Annotated in this window: 16 protein-coding genes and 1 pseudogene; 10 read left to right on the top strand and 7 right to left on the bottom strand. The window is 39.8% G+C overall.

Annotated elements, in window-relative coordinates:
* Positions 1–255: 255 nt before the first annotated feature.
* The 3 genes from ACFO3G_RS06335 to kdsB form a co-directional block, all read right to left on the bottom strand.
* Positions 256–1,233, bottom strand: coding sequence for an IS110 family transposase (locus ACFO3G_RS06335; protein WP_380079065.1), 978 nt, complete (start codon positions 1,231–1,233; stop codon positions 256–258).
* Positions 1,234–1,673: 440 nt separating this feature from the next.
* Complete coding sequence (gene dnaG / locus ACFO3G_RS06330) at positions 1,674–3,782, bottom strand: DNA primase (RefSeq protein WP_380079063.1); 2,109 nt, start codon at positions 3,780–3,782, stop codon at positions 1,674–1,676.
* A 65-nt stretch (positions 3,783–3,847) separates the two neighbouring features.
* Positions 3,848–4,603, bottom strand: a complete 756-nt coding sequence (kdsB, locus tag ACFO3G_RS06325) for a 3-deoxy-manno-octulosonate cytidylyltransferase (protein ID WP_380079061.1) — start codon at positions 4,601–4,603, stop codon at positions 3,848–3,850.
* A 74-nt stretch (positions 4,604–4,677) separates the two neighbouring features.
* Between kdsB and ACFO3G_RS06320 the strand changes: the two genes are divergently transcribed.
* The gene (locus ACFO3G_RS06320) at positions 4,678–5,208 is read left to right on the top strand and encodes an NAD(P)H-dependent oxidoreductase (protein WP_380079059.1); all 531 of its coding nucleotides are present in this window, start codon (positions 4,678–4,680) and stop codon (positions 5,206–5,208) included.
* 523 nt (positions 5,209–5,731) lie between these two features.
* On the opposite strand, the gene ACFO3G_RS06315 is transcribed toward ACFO3G_RS06320, so the two are convergent.
* The gene (locus ACFO3G_RS06315; protein WP_380079057.1) at positions 5,732–6,001 is read right to left on the bottom strand and encodes a hypothetical protein; all 270 of its coding nucleotides are present in this window, start codon (positions 5,999–6,001) and stop codon (positions 5,732–5,734) included.
* 210 nt (positions 6,002–6,211) lie between these two features.
* On the opposite strand from ACFO3G_RS06315, the gene ACFO3G_RS06310 reads away from it, so the two are divergent.
* From ACFO3G_RS06310 to ACFO3G_RS06270, 9 genes are all read left to right on the top strand, one after another.
* Positions 6,212–7,093, top strand: coding sequence for a cell division protein FtsX (locus ACFO3G_RS06310; protein ID WP_380079055.1), 882 nt, complete (start codon positions 6,212–6,214; stop codon positions 7,091–7,093).
* Positions 7,094–7,102: 9 nt separating this feature from the next.
* Positions 7,103–7,351 (top strand): DUF3098 domain-containing protein, encoded by a 249-nt coding sequence (locus ACFO3G_RS06305; RefSeq protein WP_380079053.1) that lies wholly within the window; start codon positions 7,103–7,105, stop codon positions 7,349–7,351.
* Between the two features lie 65 nt (positions 7,352–7,416).
* Positions 7,417–8,256, top strand: coding sequence for an undecaprenyl-diphosphate phosphatase (locus tag ACFO3G_RS06300; RefSeq protein WP_380079051.1), 840 nt, complete (start codon positions 7,417–7,419; stop codon positions 8,254–8,256).
* Positions 8,257–8,278: 22 nt separating this feature from the next.
* Positions 8,279–9,040 carry a tRNA pseudouridine(55) synthase TruB gene (gene truB / locus ACFO3G_RS06295; protein ID WP_380079049.1) on the top strand — a complete coding sequence of 254 codons (762 nt, stop codon included), beginning with the start codon at positions 8,279–8,281 and terminating at the stop codon, positions 9,038–9,040.
* A gap of 15 nt (positions 9,041–9,055) precedes the next feature.
* The gene (queA, locus tag ACFO3G_RS06290) at positions 9,056–10,105 is read left to right on the top strand and encodes a tRNA preQ1(34) S-adenosylmethionine ribosyltransferase-isomerase QueA (protein ID WP_380079047.1); all 1,050 of its coding nucleotides are present in this window, start codon (positions 9,056–9,058) and stop codon (positions 10,103–10,105) included.
* A gap of 66 nt (positions 10,106–10,171) precedes the next feature.
* A complete protein-coding gene (folK, locus tag ACFO3G_RS06285; RefSeq protein WP_380079045.1) occupies positions 10,172–10,759 on the top strand; it encodes a 2-amino-4-hydroxy-6-hydroxymethyldihydropteridine diphosphokinase in 588 nt (195 codons plus the stop codon).
* A gap of 18 nt (positions 10,760–10,777) precedes the next feature.
* On the top strand, positions 10,778–12,286 hold the full coding sequence (locus tag ACFO3G_RS06280; protein ID WP_380079043.1) for a lipopolysaccharide biosynthesis protein: 1,509 nt from the start codon (positions 10,778–10,780) through the stop codon (positions 12,284–12,286).
* Complete coding sequence (locus tag ACFO3G_RS06275; RefSeq protein WP_380079041.1) at positions 12,287–13,591, top strand: hypothetical protein; 1,305 nt, start codon at positions 12,287–12,289, stop codon at positions 13,589–13,591.
* A gap of 14 nt (positions 13,592–13,605) precedes the next feature.
* Positions 13,606–14,727, top strand: coding sequence for a glycosyltransferase family 4 protein (locus ACFO3G_RS06270; protein ID WP_380079039.1), 1,122 nt, complete (start codon positions 13,606–13,608; stop codon positions 14,725–14,727).
* A gap of 49 nt (positions 14,728–14,776) precedes the next feature.
* Here ACFO3G_RS06270 and ACFO3G_RS06265 read toward each other — a convergent pair whose 3' ends face one another.
* The 3 genes and pseudogenes from ACFO3G_RS06265 to ACFO3G_RS06255 all read right to left on the bottom strand — a co-directional run.
* A complete protein-coding gene (locus ACFO3G_RS06265) occupies positions 14,777–15,286 on the bottom strand; it encodes a GAF domain-containing protein (protein ID WP_380079037.1) in 510 nt (169 codons plus the stop codon).
* A gap of 263 nt (positions 15,287–15,549) precedes the next feature.
* Positions 15,550–16,908, bottom strand: a complete 1,359-nt coding sequence (locus tag ACFO3G_RS06260; protein WP_380079067.1) for an AAA domain-containing protein — start codon at positions 16,906–16,908, stop codon at positions 15,550–15,552.
* A 20-nt stretch (positions 16,909–16,928) separates the two neighbouring features.
* Positions 16,929–17,042: pseudogene (locus ACFO3G_RS06255) on the bottom strand (ISAs1-like element ISPg6 family transposase); the annotation flags it as partial.

Here is a 17,042-nt window from a genome sequence, read left to right as displayed (position 1 = left end):
GGGCAGATACCCCTTTAATACCCTCGCTTTTTGATTAGGGGGGCTTATCTTGTAAAAATGAAATGCTCAACCGCATAAATTCAGCGATTGAGCATCATTAATATGTCCTATGAAACTTTTATCGGACGAACTATAATCACCGAGTTAAAAAAATATCACAATAAAATCGTGCAAGAGCTCTTAGGAGGCTTTGCGCCTCCTGCCGCTTGAGCATACCTCCACAATATTTTTATGGGTTAAAATTCTTCTATTCTTCTATGCATTATTTCGTTCTAAAGAGGTTAAGCTATAGTTGATGTCATAAGGCACATTATTCTTTACGACAGAAAAAGCAATGCGGACCAATTTGTTTGCCACTGCGATCATTGCAAGCTTTCCCGGTTTCCCTTTCTGTCTAAGTCTGGTATAAAGCGCTTTGCAAGTCGGGTTGTATTGAACAGCAGACCAAGCAGCAACATATAATTGAGACCTTAGTTCGCTATCCCCATTCCGATTGATATGTCCACGATGCAGGACGGAAGTCCCGGATTGCTCATAGGTGGGAGACAGCCCTAAGTATTTTGTAAGTTGTTTGCTGTTATCAAATGAGGTAAAAGCTCCGGTAGCAACGATTAGTGCAACGGCTAGCGTAGCACCTATTCCTTTTACTGAAGTCAACAGCTTGAATTGTTGGCTGAAGATTTCCTCGGTATAAGAAGCTAGAGATTCCTCGATACGTTTAATTTCTTTCTCCAGGTACTTTATCGTACTCTTCATCGTCTTTTTTACCAGCGGATCTACAAATGGCAGTACGTCAATAGATTCCCAGAGATTCTTACTCATTGTCAGTTGCTTCTTCAATTGTCGTAAAACCGTGCGTTTCTGTTTGAGCAATAACAGCTCTCTACCGGGCACATGATATAAAGAGGGTTGCATACGCTCTCCATATAAGGCCAATAGACGTGCATCAATTGCGTCCGTCTTTGTTACCGACATCATTGCTCGTGCAAAGTTTTTCACTTTCAGAGGATTTTCAACGATCATCTTAAAACCCGACTCTTGTAGCAAATAAACAAGCATGGTGCCATAATTACCGGTCGCCTCCATCACACAAACAGCATCTGATGACAGTGCAGATATGAATTTGTGAATGCCTTTAGGACTGTTCTCGTATTCTCTCACGGGGGAGCCATTCTCTGAAGAGAATGCTACCGTAAAACTTCGTTTACTGATGTCAATGCCGATATACTTCATAGTCTTTTTTGTTTTGTCATCATGTCCATACATCTTATACTTTCGTTGCTAAATACAGGGTCTTGAAAATGCCCTAACGAACTATCCAGCTTTTGATGTAAAGATATGGGGGCTAATCGTCCGATGGGATCTTTCTTTTCTAATCAACAGCAATGCTGCCTTTTTCCACATCTTGACATGTATGATTTGTTCAATTTGGAGATTTCGGTGATAAAGGTAACATTATACAACAGCAATATTTTTTGAATGTATTGAAGGGTCGGTTGTCCGATAAAACTAAGCATGATTTACAGGCTGATGTCTCAAAATTGGTAATACCGTTTGTTTAGAGAGCAATCGAGAGAGCTACTTATATGAAATCCAAGTTTGTCGGGCTGCCAAAACTTTTACCGGACCGGACAGCAGTATTTTTTATCGGAAGGTAGGATACTACTTATCACTTACAGGATAATTCTTTCTCCGAGAGCTTTTGCAAACTCAGCTTTTATATCGTTCATGTGTTGTATGTCTGTCAAGATTTCTGCTTGCCTTTCGGGGTCTTGTTCGGATGCAAGTTTTTGCTGCAGTTCATTTATCAGATGAAGTATGTAGGCATTTTTGAAGATGTAAATTGCTTCAACAGTTTTGCGATACATCTTTTTGTTTTTCTTGACCTCCATCTCTTTTCTTTTCTCTTCGGAATCTCCCCCATAGACACTTTCGTTTTGTTTCATGATTGAGCTTAGAGGATAAGGGTCGGCTACCAAATCTACAGCCACCTGGCTTATGTATGGATTGATATGATTGATAAAGTATTGTTGGCAGGGGATTTTGACTTCATTCATAACCTCTTCGGCTGCCTCTTTTATTATTGCTTGGCATGCGGGAGTGGCAAAGTCGAGTATCTTGTCTGCCAGAAGCTCTTCAGCTATAAATTTTGCTATTGGTTCGAAATAGTGTCTTTGTTGTTGTTCGTCAAAGATATCCAATATGTATTCGCCCTGTCTTACTATGAGCATAAGCATCTGTTGCTCATATTTTTTGATTGGAATAGAAAGTTCAGATTCTTTGTCTACTTGAGGTGTTTCAACTGTAGAAGCGTCTTCATCTGCCGGAATAAATACAGGTTGTCCTCCAATGATTTCAACAGTGGGTTGCGCAGCTGTACGGGGCTGTTGTGAGGCTGTTTGAGGATTTATATTGCGATTTTGTTGACGATTGAGTTCGGTTTGAACTTGGTAGTTGTGATAATTACGAGCCTTGCGAACTTCATTGACCAACAAATCCTCTGACATATCCAATCTTTGTGCCGTGGATTGAATGTAGACAGCGCGTATGATGTCTTCCGGGATAAGCGCAATACTTCCAACTATATCGCTAATGAGTTTGGCCCTAAGCATCGGGTCGTTTTTACTTTCATCAAGAAGGAGCTCAGTCTTAAAATTGATAAAGTCCTCTTCATGGCTATTCAAGTATTCGACCAATTCAGAAGCCGAAAGCTTTTTGGCCAATGAGTCAGGGTCCTCTTCTTGAGGCAATCGAATGACTTTTACATTGATTCCCTCTTCAAGTAATAGGTTGATCCCCCTCATAGCCGCTTTTATCCCGGCATTATCTCCATCGAATAGGCAGGTTATGTTGGGAGTGAAGCGCCTGATTAGCCTGATCTGATCTTTGGTAAGAGCAGTACCCGAAGAGGCAACCACATTTTCAATTCCTGACTGAGTCATTTGGAGAACATCCAGATACCCTTCGACCAGGTAGCATTTGTCAAGTTTTGAAATGGCGTGCTTAGCTTGGAAAAGACCGTAAAGTTCGCGGCTTTTGCTATAGATTGAGGACTCTTTGGAATTGATGTATTTGGCTAATTTCTCATCCTTCTTGAGAATTCTTCCTCCAAAAGCAACTACATTACCACTGAGGTTGTAGACCGGAAACATGACTCGTTCTCTAAAGCGGTCGCTGTATCTATCATTGTCCTCATAGTGATTGATAAGTCCAAGATCTTCAAAAAACTTGATCTCATAGCTGTTTTCTACAGCTGACTTGTATAGTGTATCATAGCCGGATGGTGCATATCCAAGTCCAAACTTTTCAATGGTATCCAGTCTAATCTCACGCTCGGTGAAATATGAGAGACCAATGGTCATACCTTCCTCCGTTTCAAGTTGTTTATGGAAGAAGTCTTGGGCAAATTGATTGGCTATAAACAAACTTTGTCGTTCATTGGCCGCCTCTTTTTCCTCGTCTGTAAGCTCTCTTTCTTGAATAGGAATGCCATATTTATTGGCAATGTACTTCAGAGCTTCCACATAGCTCATCTGCTCAAGTTTCATAAGAAAGTTTACGGGACTTCCACCTTCCCCACAGGCAAAACATTTACAGATATTTTTGGATGGAGTGACATAGAAGGATGGATTGCGGTCAGCATGAAAAGGACATAGTCCGACGTAGCTGCTTCCCCTCTTTTTAAGAGATACGAAGTCGCTGACGATATCCAAAATTTGTGCAGAGTCAAAGATCTTCTGTTTCGTAATGGGATCTATAACAACGGACTTGTTTGTGTACATGCCTAAAATATATGTTAATTGAATTTATATAAAAAACAGCCTCACAATGGAGTGGGGTAGCTTTCTTATTCTCCCTGATTCTTCAAAAGGTTGATTGCTTTTTTCATATCTTCCGGAGTGTCTATACCAATGGTGGCATGATCAGTTTCAATGACCTTGATACGATATCCGGCCTCAAGCCATCTGAGTTGTTCTAAACTTTCACATTTTTCAAGAGTTCCTTGCTTGAGCGAAGTCACCTCTTTGAGCACAGTCGATCTAAAGGCATATACACCAATGTGCTTAAGATATTTATGCTTTGAAGCCCATGTGTCTCGATCTTCATTGCGAAGATATGGGATAACACTGCGTGAAAAATAAATAGCATTGCCACTATTGTCAAGGACTATTTTGGGTGAATTGGGGTTGTTTAATGCCTCAAAAGTACTATCCTGGGGAAAAGGAACAGCAAGGGTGGCTATATCGATCTTGGGATCTTCGAAAGCTTTGCTTAGTTGAAGAATAAGAGATGGATCTATAAATGGTTCGTCTCCTTGCAAATTGATTACCACATCATAACTGTTGTCAATCTTTTCGTAGGCTTCTCGGCAACGATCTGTACCGGAAGGACAGTCCTTGCCCGTCATAACGGCTCTCCCTCCAAATGATTCGACGGCTGAAAGGATTCGTTCGTCATCAGTTGCCACAACAACATTGTCAAGAACTTTTTGGGCCTGCTCTACCACTCGTTGGATCAGAGGTTTGCCCAACATATCAATCAAGGGTTTGCCGGGTAGCCTTGTGGAGGCATATCTTGCGGGAATTATAGCTATTGTCTTCATGTCGCAAAGGTAGTATCTTTGTGGCGTTTAAAGAATACCTTATTGGAGGTCGAAAACTAATAATATTCAGAATAATGATGAAAAAAACATTGGTGATAGTTGTTCACCCTCACTTAGAAAACGGTTCCGTAATTAGCAAGGCTTGGTGCGATGCTTTGGAAAAGTGCGAAAATGTAACTCTGCATAAAATTTGTCAAGTATATCCTGACGGAAAAATAGATGTTGAGAAAGAGCAAGCGCTTGTAGAGGCTCATGAAAGAGTAATATTTCAATTCCCATTATGGTGGTATGGTGGGCCGGCAATGATGAAAACATGGCTGGATGTTGTTTTGACAGAAGGATGGGCATTTGGGCCCGGTGGCGATAAAATGGAGCGCATAGAGATTGGAGCAGCTGTAAGTTGTGGTGGGTCAGAGAAGGATTTTTTTGAGGGAGGACCACAGCGACATACTTTGGCACATTATTTAGATGTATTTGATGGTATTGCAGGATTTACGCGTGCAAAGTATATTGGTTTTCATGCTGTTTATGATACCTATAATCCTGAAACAGTGGCTAATTTGGATAAAAATATCAAGAGCTATATTGAATTCTTAGAAAAATAATTTTTGCGGTTTAACGCAGATATAACCATTTAGGGTCGGTTTCTATCAGTTAGAAATTGACCCTTTTTCATTGTATAGTTTTAATTAAATCATAGCTTATTAGATAAATAATGTAAACTATATTTAGGCGTTTTTAGGCCTAAAAACAGCCTCCTTTTGACTTTAAAAGAGACTTATTCTTTATAGCTTTAAAAACAGATAGGACGGTTTCGTTCTATTTGTATGTTAATATATGTATAAGCTACTTTTTATTGACAATTTGGCGGCTAAAAAACAGCTTTCAGGCTGCCTTTTTAGGGAGCTCGCGCGACTTGCAATCCATCCCCGCGCGACTTTGAACCTAAACTCGCGCGAGGTTGCACTTGAAGTAGCGCGACTTTGCATGTCAAGGTCGCGCGACAACGGATCGAAAGTCGCGCGAGAATAGATTGTATCTCGCGCGAGCTTATTTGTTAAAATAGCGCATAAAAAAGACCGTTTTGTACTAATAAAACGGGCAAAGTCGGCAAAGGGTCAGATTATCCTAACCTCGGAAGTTGTGATTTTGAAGTTGAATCAGTGTTGTTTGAGTCGTTTTTTGATCAGTAGACATGGTAATAGTATTTAACAAATTTAAGCCTCTTAAGACGAGCTTCACAGCCCATGTAACAGGACCTTTATTGAGGTCCTGCTTGATACAGAGTAAGGCATCAACTTGTCTACGATGGATAAGACATATCTTACCCGCTTGGAGAAATAATCCGCCAAGCGAAATGATCATCAAAAGAAGGGTAAGTAATATGCTTATCTCCATGGTTTTAGTTTTATAGGTCACCAATATACCAAAAAGGTTTCACTTTAGCAATGACACTCTACTTACTATTGTTGTAATAACCAGACTTATATAGGCTTTATGATGATAGAAAGTAGAGTGTCGTTCCAAAACAGTTTCTAAAGCCTTTATTTGTTAGATTATATTCACTACTTTTGTAGATTGAAGTATAAAAGTGACTTTTTTACTGATATGACAGAAGGAAAGAAAACCCGTTCGCATGCGTTTTTCCATACGCGATTGCTCTCTATATTAAGTGTATCGATGGTCTTGGTGATTGTCGGTAGTTTGGGGCTCGTGGAGATTGTCGGAATGGTGATTAAAGATAAAGTTCAAGAACAGATTTCGTTTAACCTTCTTTTGGATGAGGATAGTACCCCGGAGCAAGATTCTTTATTATGTCGCAAGATCAAAAGTGAGCCGTTTGTTTCGGATATGCGTTATATCTCAAAGGCCGAAGCTGCCAAAGCTTTGGAAGATGAACTTGGCGAGAATCCGGTGCAAGTATTGGGATATAATCCTTTGCAGGCAGAAATTCAGATTCATTTGAAATCGGAATACGCTCATCCGGATAGTTTAGGGAAGATTGATGAGAAGATCCGTATCTGGAATGGCGTAGAGAATCTCTCTTATCGTCAAGAGCTTTTCGATGTAGTGCATCAGAATATGGTCAAAGTACAGTATTTTCTCATTGCCGTGACCATTCTTCTATTGATAATTAGTTTCATTCAAATTAATAATACAACAAGACTTTTGATTTATGGCAAAAGATTTCAGATTAGGACTCTTTCGCTTGTAGGTGCAACGCCCGGGTTTATCCGTAAACCTTTTGTCCTAAAGAGTATGTTGGACGGGGTTTGGTCTGCTATCCTTGCTTGTCTTATTATTTATGGTGCTCTTTCGGCCTTGAAAGAGTGGCTGTTCCCTGATATTTATGATTATCTCCCGGATATTTATTTGGTCGAATTAGCCGGCTGTTTGCTATTGATCAGTGTCATTGTTTCAGCTTTGACCTCTTTTATGGCGGCAAGACGGTATATCCGAATGGATGGAAGTAAAATGCATTTAATATAATATTTGAATATGCTTTACAACAAGAAAAACTATATCTTGATGATCATATCTGTATTGATCATCGTCGTTGGTTTTATTTTAATGTCGGGAGGAGGATCTCCCGATGGTGTTACGTACAATCCGGAGATGTTTAGTTGGCGACGAATCGTCCTTGCTCCATTCGTTTGCGTAGTTGGTTTTGCTTTAATGGTATATGCAATAATGGCAAAACCATCCGGTGAAGAAATGGATTGCAAAGAGCCATCAGATAATAAATAACTTTTTTTCTACATATCCCTGTAACCTTATCTAAAGATGGGGTATGGGGGCTATTATTTTCACTTATGACCATTTTACAAAGCATCATCTTGGCAATAGTCGAAGGCCTTACGGAGTTTTTACCCGTTTCTTCTACCGGCCATATGATTATAGCTGAAGGAATGATGGGTATGCAGGGTTCTGAATACCTTAAGGCATATACTGTAATCATACAACTTGGGGCCATGCTTTCAGTTGTAGTCCTTTACTGGAAAAAGTTTTTCAATTTTGAACCCCTCCCCGGCAAAGAGGGATCCATGAAATTTTTTAGTCGGTTTAGCTTCTATGGCAAACTTATTGTTGGTGTTTTGCCCGCCGTATTCTTTGGACTTTTACTTGAGAAGCAGATTGACAATTTGCTTGAAAGTGTAACCACTGTGGCTGTGATGCTTTTGTTGGGAGGTGTCTTCATGTTGTTTATTGACAAGATGTTTGACCATTGTGATACCAAGACCAAGCCCTCAGCCAAGAATGCCTTTGTTATAGGCCTTTTTCAGTGTATTGCTATGATTCCCGGTGTCTCCAGATCCATGGCAACGATTGTGGGGGGTATGCAGCAGAAACTGACAAGAAAAGCAGCTGCTGAATTTTCTTTTTTCTTGGCTGTCCCGACTATGTGTGGCGCTACACTTAAGAAAGTTTGGGATTTGTACAAAGATGCCGGTGGCTGGGATATCATCACAAACAACCTGACTACATTGATTATTGGCAATGTGGTTGCTTTTGTGGTAGCAATGTTTGCCATTAAGGGATTTATCGGCTTTTTGACAAAATATGGTCTTAAGAGTTTTGGATATTATCGTATTATCATCGGTGCAGCTATTTTGATTTTGTTGTTTTGCGGTGTGGATCTTCAAATTCAGTAATTAGCTGTTAGTCATATTATTTATGAAAGAATTATTAAACAGACCTTGGCATCTGACAGAAGATGGTGAAGTGTTTCTCTTCGATAAGCCATATACATGGACAAGTTTCGATCTTGTCAACAAATTCAGATACTTGGCCTGTAAGAGGTTGGACATAAAAAAACTCAAGGTAGGTCACGCCGGCACTTTGGATCCGTTGGCTACCGGTCTTATGATTGTATGTACAGGTAGATGCACAAAAAAGATAGACAAGCTTCAAAGTGGGGTGAAGGAATACATTGCCACCATTAAGTTGGGGGAGACTACACCGAGTTTTGACCTTGAGACAGAACCTGACAAGCAATATCCTTATAAGCATATAACTGAGGAGATGGTACGAGAAGTATTGAAGTCTTTTGTAGGGACGATCGAACAGGTACCACCAGCATATTCTGCTATCAGTGTCAATGGAAAGCGTGCATATAAGTACGCACGAAAAGGCCAAGAGGTTGAGCTAAAGCCAAGAATATTGGTCATTGATGAGATTGAGCTTTTGGATTATGATTTGCCTTTGATAAAGATACGTGTGGTATGCTCCAAAGGAACTTACATCAGGGCTTTGGCAAGAGATATTGGAGAGGCTCTTCAATCCGGGGGCTATTTGACAGCTCTTCGTCGTACAAGAATAGGTGATTTTCTTATCGAAGATGCTTTGTCAATAGAGGGTATTGAAGAGGTTATAAGGGATCATGTAGATCCTATACTAAAGGTTGAAAAGGATAACAAAGAACTAAATAATAATTAATATAAAGGAGTCAAGATGAAATTATCAAACTTTAAATTCACTTTGCCTAAAGAGCTTATAGCAAAGTATCCAACACATTATCGAGATGAATCCCGAATGATGGTACTTCATAAGGATACCGGTAAGATTGAGCATAAGCTATTTAAGGATCTTATTGACTATTTCGACAAGGACGACTGCTTTGTGTTTAATGATACAAAAGTCTTTCCTGCCAGAATTTATGGAAAAAAGGAAAAGACTGGTGCCAAGATAGAGGTCTTTTTGTTGAGAGAACTCAATGAGCAACAAAAATTGTGGGACGTTGTAGTTGATCCCGCGCGTAAGATTCGTATTGGTAACAAGTTGTATTTTGGAGATGACGGCAGCCTTGTTGCTGAGGTTATTGATAATACTACATCGAGGGGAAGGACTCTAAGATTCCTCTATGATGGTGATCATGACGAGTTTAAGAAACTTCTTTATGAATATGGTCAGACTCCAATCCCTAAATATATGGAGCGAGGAGCAGAGCCGGAAGATGCTGAGCGTTTCCAAAGTATTTTTGCCAAAAATGAAGGTGCTGTGACGGTACCGGCAGCAAGTATTCATTTTAGCCGAGAGCTGATGAAGAGGCTTGAGATTAAAGACTGTCGATTTGCCTTCTTGACTGTTCATAACAGTATGGGTAGCTATCGTGACATAGATGTTGAGGACTTGTCTAAGCATAAGATGGAAAGTGAACAGATGTTTGTCAATCGTGAGGCTTGCGATATCATCAACAGATCTCAGGATATGGGCAAAAAGATTTGTGCAGTAGGTACTTCTATCCTAAGGGCAATGGAGACAGCTGTAAGTACGGATAATCACATCAAGGAGTATGAAGGTTGGACCAATCTCTTTATATTCCCTCCGTTTAAGATTCATATGCCGGATGCTTTGATCACCAATTTCAATATGCCTCATTCTATTTTATTGATGATGGCAGCAGCCTTTGGTGGTTATGAGCATGTGATGGAAGCCTATAAAGTTGCTGTCAAGGAGAGATATCGTTTTGGTGCTTATGGTGATGCTCTGCTAATCATCTAAACTTACCGGGTGTGGCAGAGAAGTTTTTTAATTCTTGCCATCCGGTATATCTAAAGAAGAATTATAATGGAGACTGTTGTTATTATCGGCGGTCTCCATATTTTTGAAGAGCTTGTTGGCATTCACTGTATTGTACGTATGAAGAATATGGATCACGTTATTTATTTGGCCTTAGGAGGAAATATGGGGGATCGGCAGCAGATCCTAAAAGAGGCTATTCGGAAAATATGTCTATTTGCCAATGATAAAGGGGTTTGTTCTAAGTTTTATGAGACAGTGCCTGTTGGTTTCCGTTCGGACAATCTGTTTCTTAACTGTGTAATCAAGCTTAAAACTGATCATACTCCTTTTGAATGGTTGGAATATACCCAGTTGCTCGAACGAGAACTTGGTCGTACATCCAAAAGTATCAATCTAAATTATAAAGACAGACCGGTCGACATAGATATTTTGCTGTATGACGATATGCAACTTGACATTGTTTCACCAAAAGCTCTATCTATACCTCATCCCAGAATGCTCAAGCGCGCTTTTGTAATGATCCCGCTTTGTGATATTGACGACAAACTTTCGATTCCGGGATCTGATCTTACGTCCGGACAGGCTATGGCTTTGTTGCCTAAAGAAGATCTGACCAGTATAAGGACTCTTTAAGACTTTATAAAAATTCATATGGGGATTGTAATCCGTCAAAGTTTAAAAGGAACTGCTGTGACATATTTGGGGGCTATGATTGGCTTCCTGTCAACATTCTTTATTCAAGTTGCATATCTTAAGCCGGGTGAGATAGGCCTGGTACAGGTGATATTTCAAGCTGCAACTTTGGTCTCAAGTTTTGCCATGATGGGGCTTAATAGCTCTATGTATAGGTTCTATCCTTACTTCAAAGATCCTAATCAAATGGATAGGCATGGCAAACCCAAAGATAATGGCTTCCTTTTCTATAGTATCGTAGTATCTCTCTTCGGCCTTATGGTTATCATCCCTCTCTATTATATGCTGAGGGATCCTATATCTTCGATGTATATCAAAAATAGTCCGCAGTTTGTCGATTACTTTGATTGGGTTGTTCCGCTCACAGTCTTCCTCCTTTTTTGGCTTGTTTTTGAGTTGTATGCTGTTCAGCTGATGAGGATAGCTGTACCCAAACTTATCCGCGAAGTTGTACTGAGGCTTCTTCTCATTGTTACTTTTGTTGTTTATGCTCTTGGATGGGTCAGTTTCCCCATTATGGTTGCAATCTATATCATCTGCTATGGGATATGTATGCTTCTCTGCATTATATATGTGGGAAAGATTGGTTCTCTCTCTATGAAGCACGACTGGTCGTATATAACACCGGATTTGAGAAGTAACTTTCTTAAGTACACCCTTATATATGTTGCCGGATCGATTGGTACGAAGTTAGCCAGCCAACTCGGTCTTTTTATGGTTGGTTCGCTTGATGCCGGAGGCCTTGATAGTGCCGGGATCTATTCAATTGCTTTTTATATGGTGGCTGTCGTGGAGATTCCTTCCAGATCTATGCTCAATATTGCAAGTCCAATCATGGCAGAGGCAATGCGTAAGAATGATTTTGAAAAGGCCAACAGGCTTTTTAAGCGGGTTTCTCTTCATCAGGTTTTGGCCGGGGGTTTTATCTTCCTTATTGTCCTCATCAATTTGGATAGTGTCTATGCTATTCTTCCTAATGGCAGTAAGTATGTGGCCGGAAAGGCGGTTTTCTTATTCTTGGGAATAGGCAAACTGTTTGAGATAACTTTCAATTATGGCAATTCTCTTCTAAGTTGTTCGAAATATTACTATTGGAATCTTTATTATACGCTTGGTGTAACTCTTCTTGGCATCTTCTGGCAGGTGATTCTCATTCCAAAGTACAGTATTGCCGGATCGGCTATAGCCACTCTTATTTCCACCGCCTTGAGTTATGCAATACAGCAAGGGATGATAAGTTATAAACTTAAATGCAGCCCATTCTCATGGGATCTTCTCAAAGCTTTTGGCATTTTCGCCATCATGTTGGGGGTTGACTTTTTGATACCGGTCGTTGGAGGTCCTTGGTCAGATATGTTTGTTCGAAGTATTCCTATTGGCCTTTTAGGTTTATCTTTGATGTACTTCAGCGGTATATCTCCCGAGGGAGAATCGGTTGTAAACAAGATGTTGAGAATAAAAAGATAAATGAAGTTAAGAAGCATCACATCAGCTATATACAAACACTCTCCAAAACGGGTGCAGTTTTGTATTACTCAGACGAAGGCCTTTCTGAGGGAGCGGATCGTTGATCCTCTGAGGATTCCTAAGATTCAGTCCGAGATAGCCTCATTGGTTCAAAGGGTGGCAAAAAGAGAGCGTTATAGGTTTGTCTTCTTGGTTCCTATATCATCTCAATGGAAGCATGACCTTCTCTATGAAGCCCTTTCTAAAGATCCCTCTTTTGATGTCGATATTTTGGTTTGTCCCACTGAGTTTCCAATGTCTTCTGAGGTTAAAGAGAAGTATTGTTTTACTCTTTATGAGATGAGAAAATCAGGCTATCATCCCATCGAAGCTGTTAGAAGCGAATATTCATTGTTGCCTATTGATAGTCTTGGGGCTGATATTTTGTTTTATATTACCCCTTATGATGTATTGATGCCTCAAGAGTATCGCATGAGTTGTACATATCAGGAGGCTTTGCTTTGCTATTCCAGATATGGTTATCTCTTTGATACAACGAGGCAGTGGCATGTGAATAAGAACTTCGGATTTCTTTGGCAGATCTTCCTCTCCTCCAAAAGTGATGAGTTGCTTTATCATAAGTATTCCACCTTTGGAGGAACCAATGGATTTGCATTAGGCCCCATCTTGATTGATAATCTTAGGAAAGCGGAGAGAGAGACACCCAAGGATGCCCCTCCTCTTGTTATTATTGCTCCTCATCATTCGATAGAGCCTTGGGGATATGCTTTAAGTAACTTTCTTAGGATGGCTGATTATTTCAAAACTTTGCCACAAAAATTTGAAGGGCGATTGAAGTTTGCATTCAAGCCTCATCCCCACCTAAAGTCAAAGTTGTATAATTTGCCATCTTGGGGAAGAGAAAAGACAGATAAATACTATACCTTTTGGCAAAAGACACCGGGTTGTGAATTGCAAGAGGGGCCTTATGCTGATCTTTTTGCTCGATCTGCAGCTATGGTGCATGATTGTTCGGCATTTTGTTTGGAATATCAATTGTGCAATAAGCCGGCACTTTTTATTCGTCGCAACCATCGTATTCCTAAGAAACTTGATGAGGTGGGGCAGTTGGCTTTCTCATTGCATACGATGGCAGACGAGAGTTATGAGATAGATGTCTTTTTGAACAGAGTGGCTGCTCATACGATTAGGCAGGATTTGGACAAGCAGAAAGAGCTTTCACAAAAGGCCCTTCCTTATGGTGATAGATCTGTTGCTGACGTAATTGTAAGACACATCAAAAAGTCACTAAAGGTTGCAGAGTAGGAGATTTTGTAAATATGAAGAGGTTGCTTATCATACATCGAGCTTTGGCTCCGTATCGTATTGAATTGTTTAATTGGCTATTCAAGCAGTTTGATTGTAAGATTTACTTTGAATATGGGAAGCCGTTCGAACAGACTTTCAAAGAGGATTTTCTCAAAGAGAGGATGAAGTTTGAATATGATATCTTACCATCCGGGTTTGCAGGGATTGCAAATCTTAGACTTTCTTTGCCATCTATCCTTAGAAGAGAGAAGCCGGACATTATTATGTGCAGTGAACTCAACCTTATAACAGCTATTTTGCTTTTGTTCAAAAGGATGAATGGCAATCCTCCCCTCATTGCCATGTGTGATGACAATCTTTCGATAGCACAGCACATGTTGAATCATAAAAAGGTCAATAGGTATCTTCTGTCTTCGATAGATGGAATGATTGGATGTGATACAAGGGCAATCAAATTGATTTCCGACAGACTTGGCAATTCTCTCAAGATGCATTACTTACCTATTGTTCAAGATGATAGATATATAAGGCTGAGAATGCAATCTCAATTAGACAGGGCCACAAAGATTAGGGAGAGTCATGATATCAAGTCTGAAGACAAGTGTATCCTTTTTGTAGGCAGGTTGGCCGAAGAGAAAAACTTGGAATACCTTATCGCACAGTTTGGAAAATTGGCTCAAGATGAGCATCATGTTCATCTGATGATTGTTGGTGAGGGTGCACTTGGAGCAAAACTTCGTCATCAATCAGAGCAGCTAACCTCTTCCGGTCGCATACACTTTGTCGGTAAAAAAGAGGGTGATGAGCTTTATGCCTATTATGCTGCGGGGGATATGTTTGTACTTCCAAGCAAAAGGGATGCGTTTGCTGCTGTGGTAAATGAAGCCCTCATAGCCGGATTGCCATGTATTGTATCCGATATAGCAGGAAGTGTAAGTATGCTTAATGAGCATAATGGGCTATCAATTGATATCAATAAAGAGGATGACCTGGTTCACAAAATGCAAAAACTCCTTAAGTCTTTGACCCAACCCTTCAGCTCTTCAAGCCTAAAACCCAGTTTGATGCCCAAGACATTTGATCAGTATATGATAGACTTGGAGCAGTTTATCAATAGTTTGGTCCAAGAATAAGAATCTCAAACGAGTTTAACCCAAATCTGCTCTCAATAGTTTTCTATTTTCAGATCATTGTGCTGATCATTCTGCACACCTCTTCGAGATATTGAGCATCTGTTTGGTCAAAAGTACCTACCTCTTCGCTGTCGATATCCAAGATAGCCGATACCTCATCATTACATTTGTATATAGGAACAACAATTTCTGATCGAGATCGAGAGCTACATGCAATGTGACCGGGAAAAAGTTCGACGTCCGGGACAATTTGAGTCTCTGATTTTAGCCAAGCTGTACCGCATACTCCTTTCCCTTTTCTGATACGAGTGCATGCAATAGGCCCTTGGAATGGACCAAGTACAAGTTCTGATGGATTATCCTTGGTAGCTTTTAAAGCCGGTCTAATGATATAAAATCCTACCCAAAGATGGTCAAATGTATCTTTGATAGCAGCAGTGATATTAGCCAAATTGGCGATAAAATCAGATTCCCCTTCTATCAATGATTTGATTTGAGGCAATAGTGTTTGATATTTTTCCTCTTTGTTTCCCTTTGCTATAACTAATGTTTCTGCCATTGCTTTTGATTGTTTGATACGTCAAAGTTAGCTTTTTTGTTTGTAGGAGGATAAGTCGAGATTAGAAGAGAAAGTTGAACGATGGGCCAATGTCACAAATTTGTGAGCCAATTTGGTGACTTAGCAAAAGGATAAGCATATAAGGTGCTTATGCCGAATACAGAAAACAACTAAGCTGAATGCCTTTGTACAGCAGTATATAGAAAAGAGGATTGCTTGGTTGATGATTATTTGGGATCTGTATGGAAAGGACTGTATGCTGTTTATGATTTCCCTTCCATAGATTTAAGAAGTACTTCGCAAGTTTTTTCTTTTTCATTGAGCCCATCTGTGGCAAGCCTTAGTATGGGTACCTCTATTTTTGATAAGATATTGTCTTTGAGTCTATCTCTTCGTTGCTGTATCGGATTGTTGTGGTAAGATACTCCATCGACTTCGATAACAAGTATGGGTATCCTGTCAATCTTATTGAAAAGAAGAAAATCCAATCTCGAATTATTTCTCATAAACTGTTGTTCGTTTTCTTCAAATTGGTCAATGTCTTTTACGAGGTCTCGAAGTTTGTATTCTCTGATGAACCTAATGTTATTAAAAGATGTATGAGATGGAAGTATCTCATTAATCAGCATATCTTCAAAGATCTTTTCTGCTTCCGAGCCATCGTGTGAATCATATTTGGGTGCGTATCTTTCGATGTATTTAGGATCATACAGAATATCGAAAATTGAGTTGTACCTATGACACTCAGTCTCATTCTCTTTTGATGTATTGTATTTGATATATCTGACAAGGTCTCCAAGGTTGGTACCATGCGAAAGGGGCATGTTTTGAGGTTGTAAGACCACAAAATTATTGATTGCTCTCGATACTGCTACATTGATCAAATTGGGATTGTCCGTAAAGTCATTTTCTTGAGCTGTCACAAAGTTGTATATGATTGTATCTTTTTCTCTTCCCTGAAATTTATGAATTGTATCGGCCTCTATCAGAGGATTGATGGACGATAGTCGTTTTTGAAGTTCATTGGCATGATTTCGGAAAGGAGAGATAACTCCGACTTGAGAGAAGTCCTTTTGAAAATGATCCTGGATATATCTATATGTAGCCTCTATCTGTCTTTCGTTGATATTTTTAGAATAGTCGCCATCTCTTGTTTCGATAAGCGTAAAAGGTTCTTTATGCTCAAGAGTGGTCATAATAAGAAGCTTATCTTCATAGAACTTTTGGTTGCAGAAATGAATAATCTGAGGATTGCATCTGTAATGTTCTCGTAGCAAGATTGTGGGTATAGATGCCCCATACAACTCTTTTAATGAGGTTAGAATATTGTATTTGGTATAGTCTAAAGCCGGGTTGATCTTATATTTGTCATAGATGGAGTCTGCCTTTTCACTGTTACTGACGATATGGGTTAGTTGCATACTGTCTCCCACGACAACTACATTTTTGCAGTAGTTAAAGCAGATTGCGGCTTTGGCTATATCCACTTGTGATGACTCATCGATGATTAGATAGTCTATGGGATAGAGCCTTGACAATGAATAAGACAGGGAGGTGGTGGTGCTTAGTATAATTGGATAGTCCTTTACGAAGGATCTAAACTTTTCCTTATAATCTTTGATGGAGTATCAGGGCAACCGCATCAAATCTTTAGCAGCTTTTTGAGATAGTCCATATTTAAAGCAGCCTTAAACAACCTCTTCCGTAGGGAAAGTTTGTCTTTATACTGAGAAACAATGGCTAAAGCAAACTTTCT

Origin of the sequence: Falsiporphyromonas endometrii, from assembly GCF_042654485.1 — a bacterium.
GTDB classification, from domain to species: domain Bacteria; phylum Bacteroidota; class Bacteroidia; order Bacteroidales; family Porphyromonadaceae; genus Porphyromonas; species Porphyromonas endometrii.
Note: the sequence above shows the minus strand (reverse complement) of the source record. Positions and strands in the feature narration are given on the sequence as shown.

Bases quoted from the DNA above. Each gene is read 5' to 3' on its own strand.
- ACFO3G_RS06300 (WP_380079051.1), top strand. From the start codon at position 7,417: ATGACCATTTTACAAAGCATCATCTTGGCAATAGTCGAAGGCCTTACG.
- queA (WP_380079047.1), top strand. From the start codon at position 9,056: ATGAAATTATCAAACTTTAAATTCACTTTGCCTAAAGAGCTTATAGCA.
- truB (WP_380079049.1), top strand. From the start codon at position 8,279: ATGAAAGAATTATTAAACAGACCTTGGCATCTGACAGAAGATGGTGAA.
- ACFO3G_RS06265 (WP_380079037.1), bottom strand. From the start codon at position 15,286: ATGGCAGAAACATTAGTTATAGCAAAGGGAAACAAAGAGGAAAAATAT.
- ACFO3G_RS06305 (WP_380079053.1), top strand. From the start codon at position 7,103: ATGCTTTACAACAAGAAAAACTATATCTTGATGATCATATCTGTATTG.
- ACFO3G_RS06275 (WP_380079041.1), top strand. From the start codon at position 12,287: ATGAAGTTAAGAAGCATCACATCAGCTATATACAAACACTCTCCAAAA.
- kdsB (WP_380079061.1), bottom strand. From the start codon at position 4,603: ATGAAGACAATAGCTATAATTCCCGCAAGATATGCCTCCACAAGGCTA.
- folK (WP_380079045.1), top strand. From the start codon at position 10,172: ATGGAGACTGTTGTTATTATCGGCGGTCTCCATATTTTTGAAGAGCTT.
- ACFO3G_RS06310 (WP_380079055.1), top strand. From the start codon at position 6,212: ATGACAGAAGGAAAGAAAACCCGTTCGCATGCGTTTTTCCATACGCGA.
- ACFO3G_RS06335 (WP_380079065.1), bottom strand. From the start codon at position 1,233: ATGAAGTATATCGGCATTGACATCAGTAAACGAAGTTTTACGGTAGCA.
- ACFO3G_RS06315 (WP_380079057.1), bottom strand. From the start codon at position 6,001: ATGGAGATAAGCATATTACTTACCCTTCTTTTGATGATCATTTCGCTT.
- dnaG (WP_380079063.1), bottom strand. From the start codon at position 3,782: ATGTACACAAACAAGTCCGTTGTTATAGATCCCATTACGAAACAGAAG.
- ACFO3G_RS06270 (WP_380079039.1), top strand. From the start codon at position 13,606: ATGAAGAGGTTGCTTATCATACATCGAGCTTTGGCTCCGTATCGTATT.
- ACFO3G_RS06320 (WP_380079059.1), top strand. From the start codon at position 4,678: ATGATGAAAAAAACATTGGTGATAGTTGTTCACCCTCACTTAGAAAAC.
- ACFO3G_RS06280 (WP_380079043.1), top strand. From the start codon at position 10,778: ATGGGGATTGTAATCCGTCAAAGTTTAAAAGGAACTGCTGTGACATAT.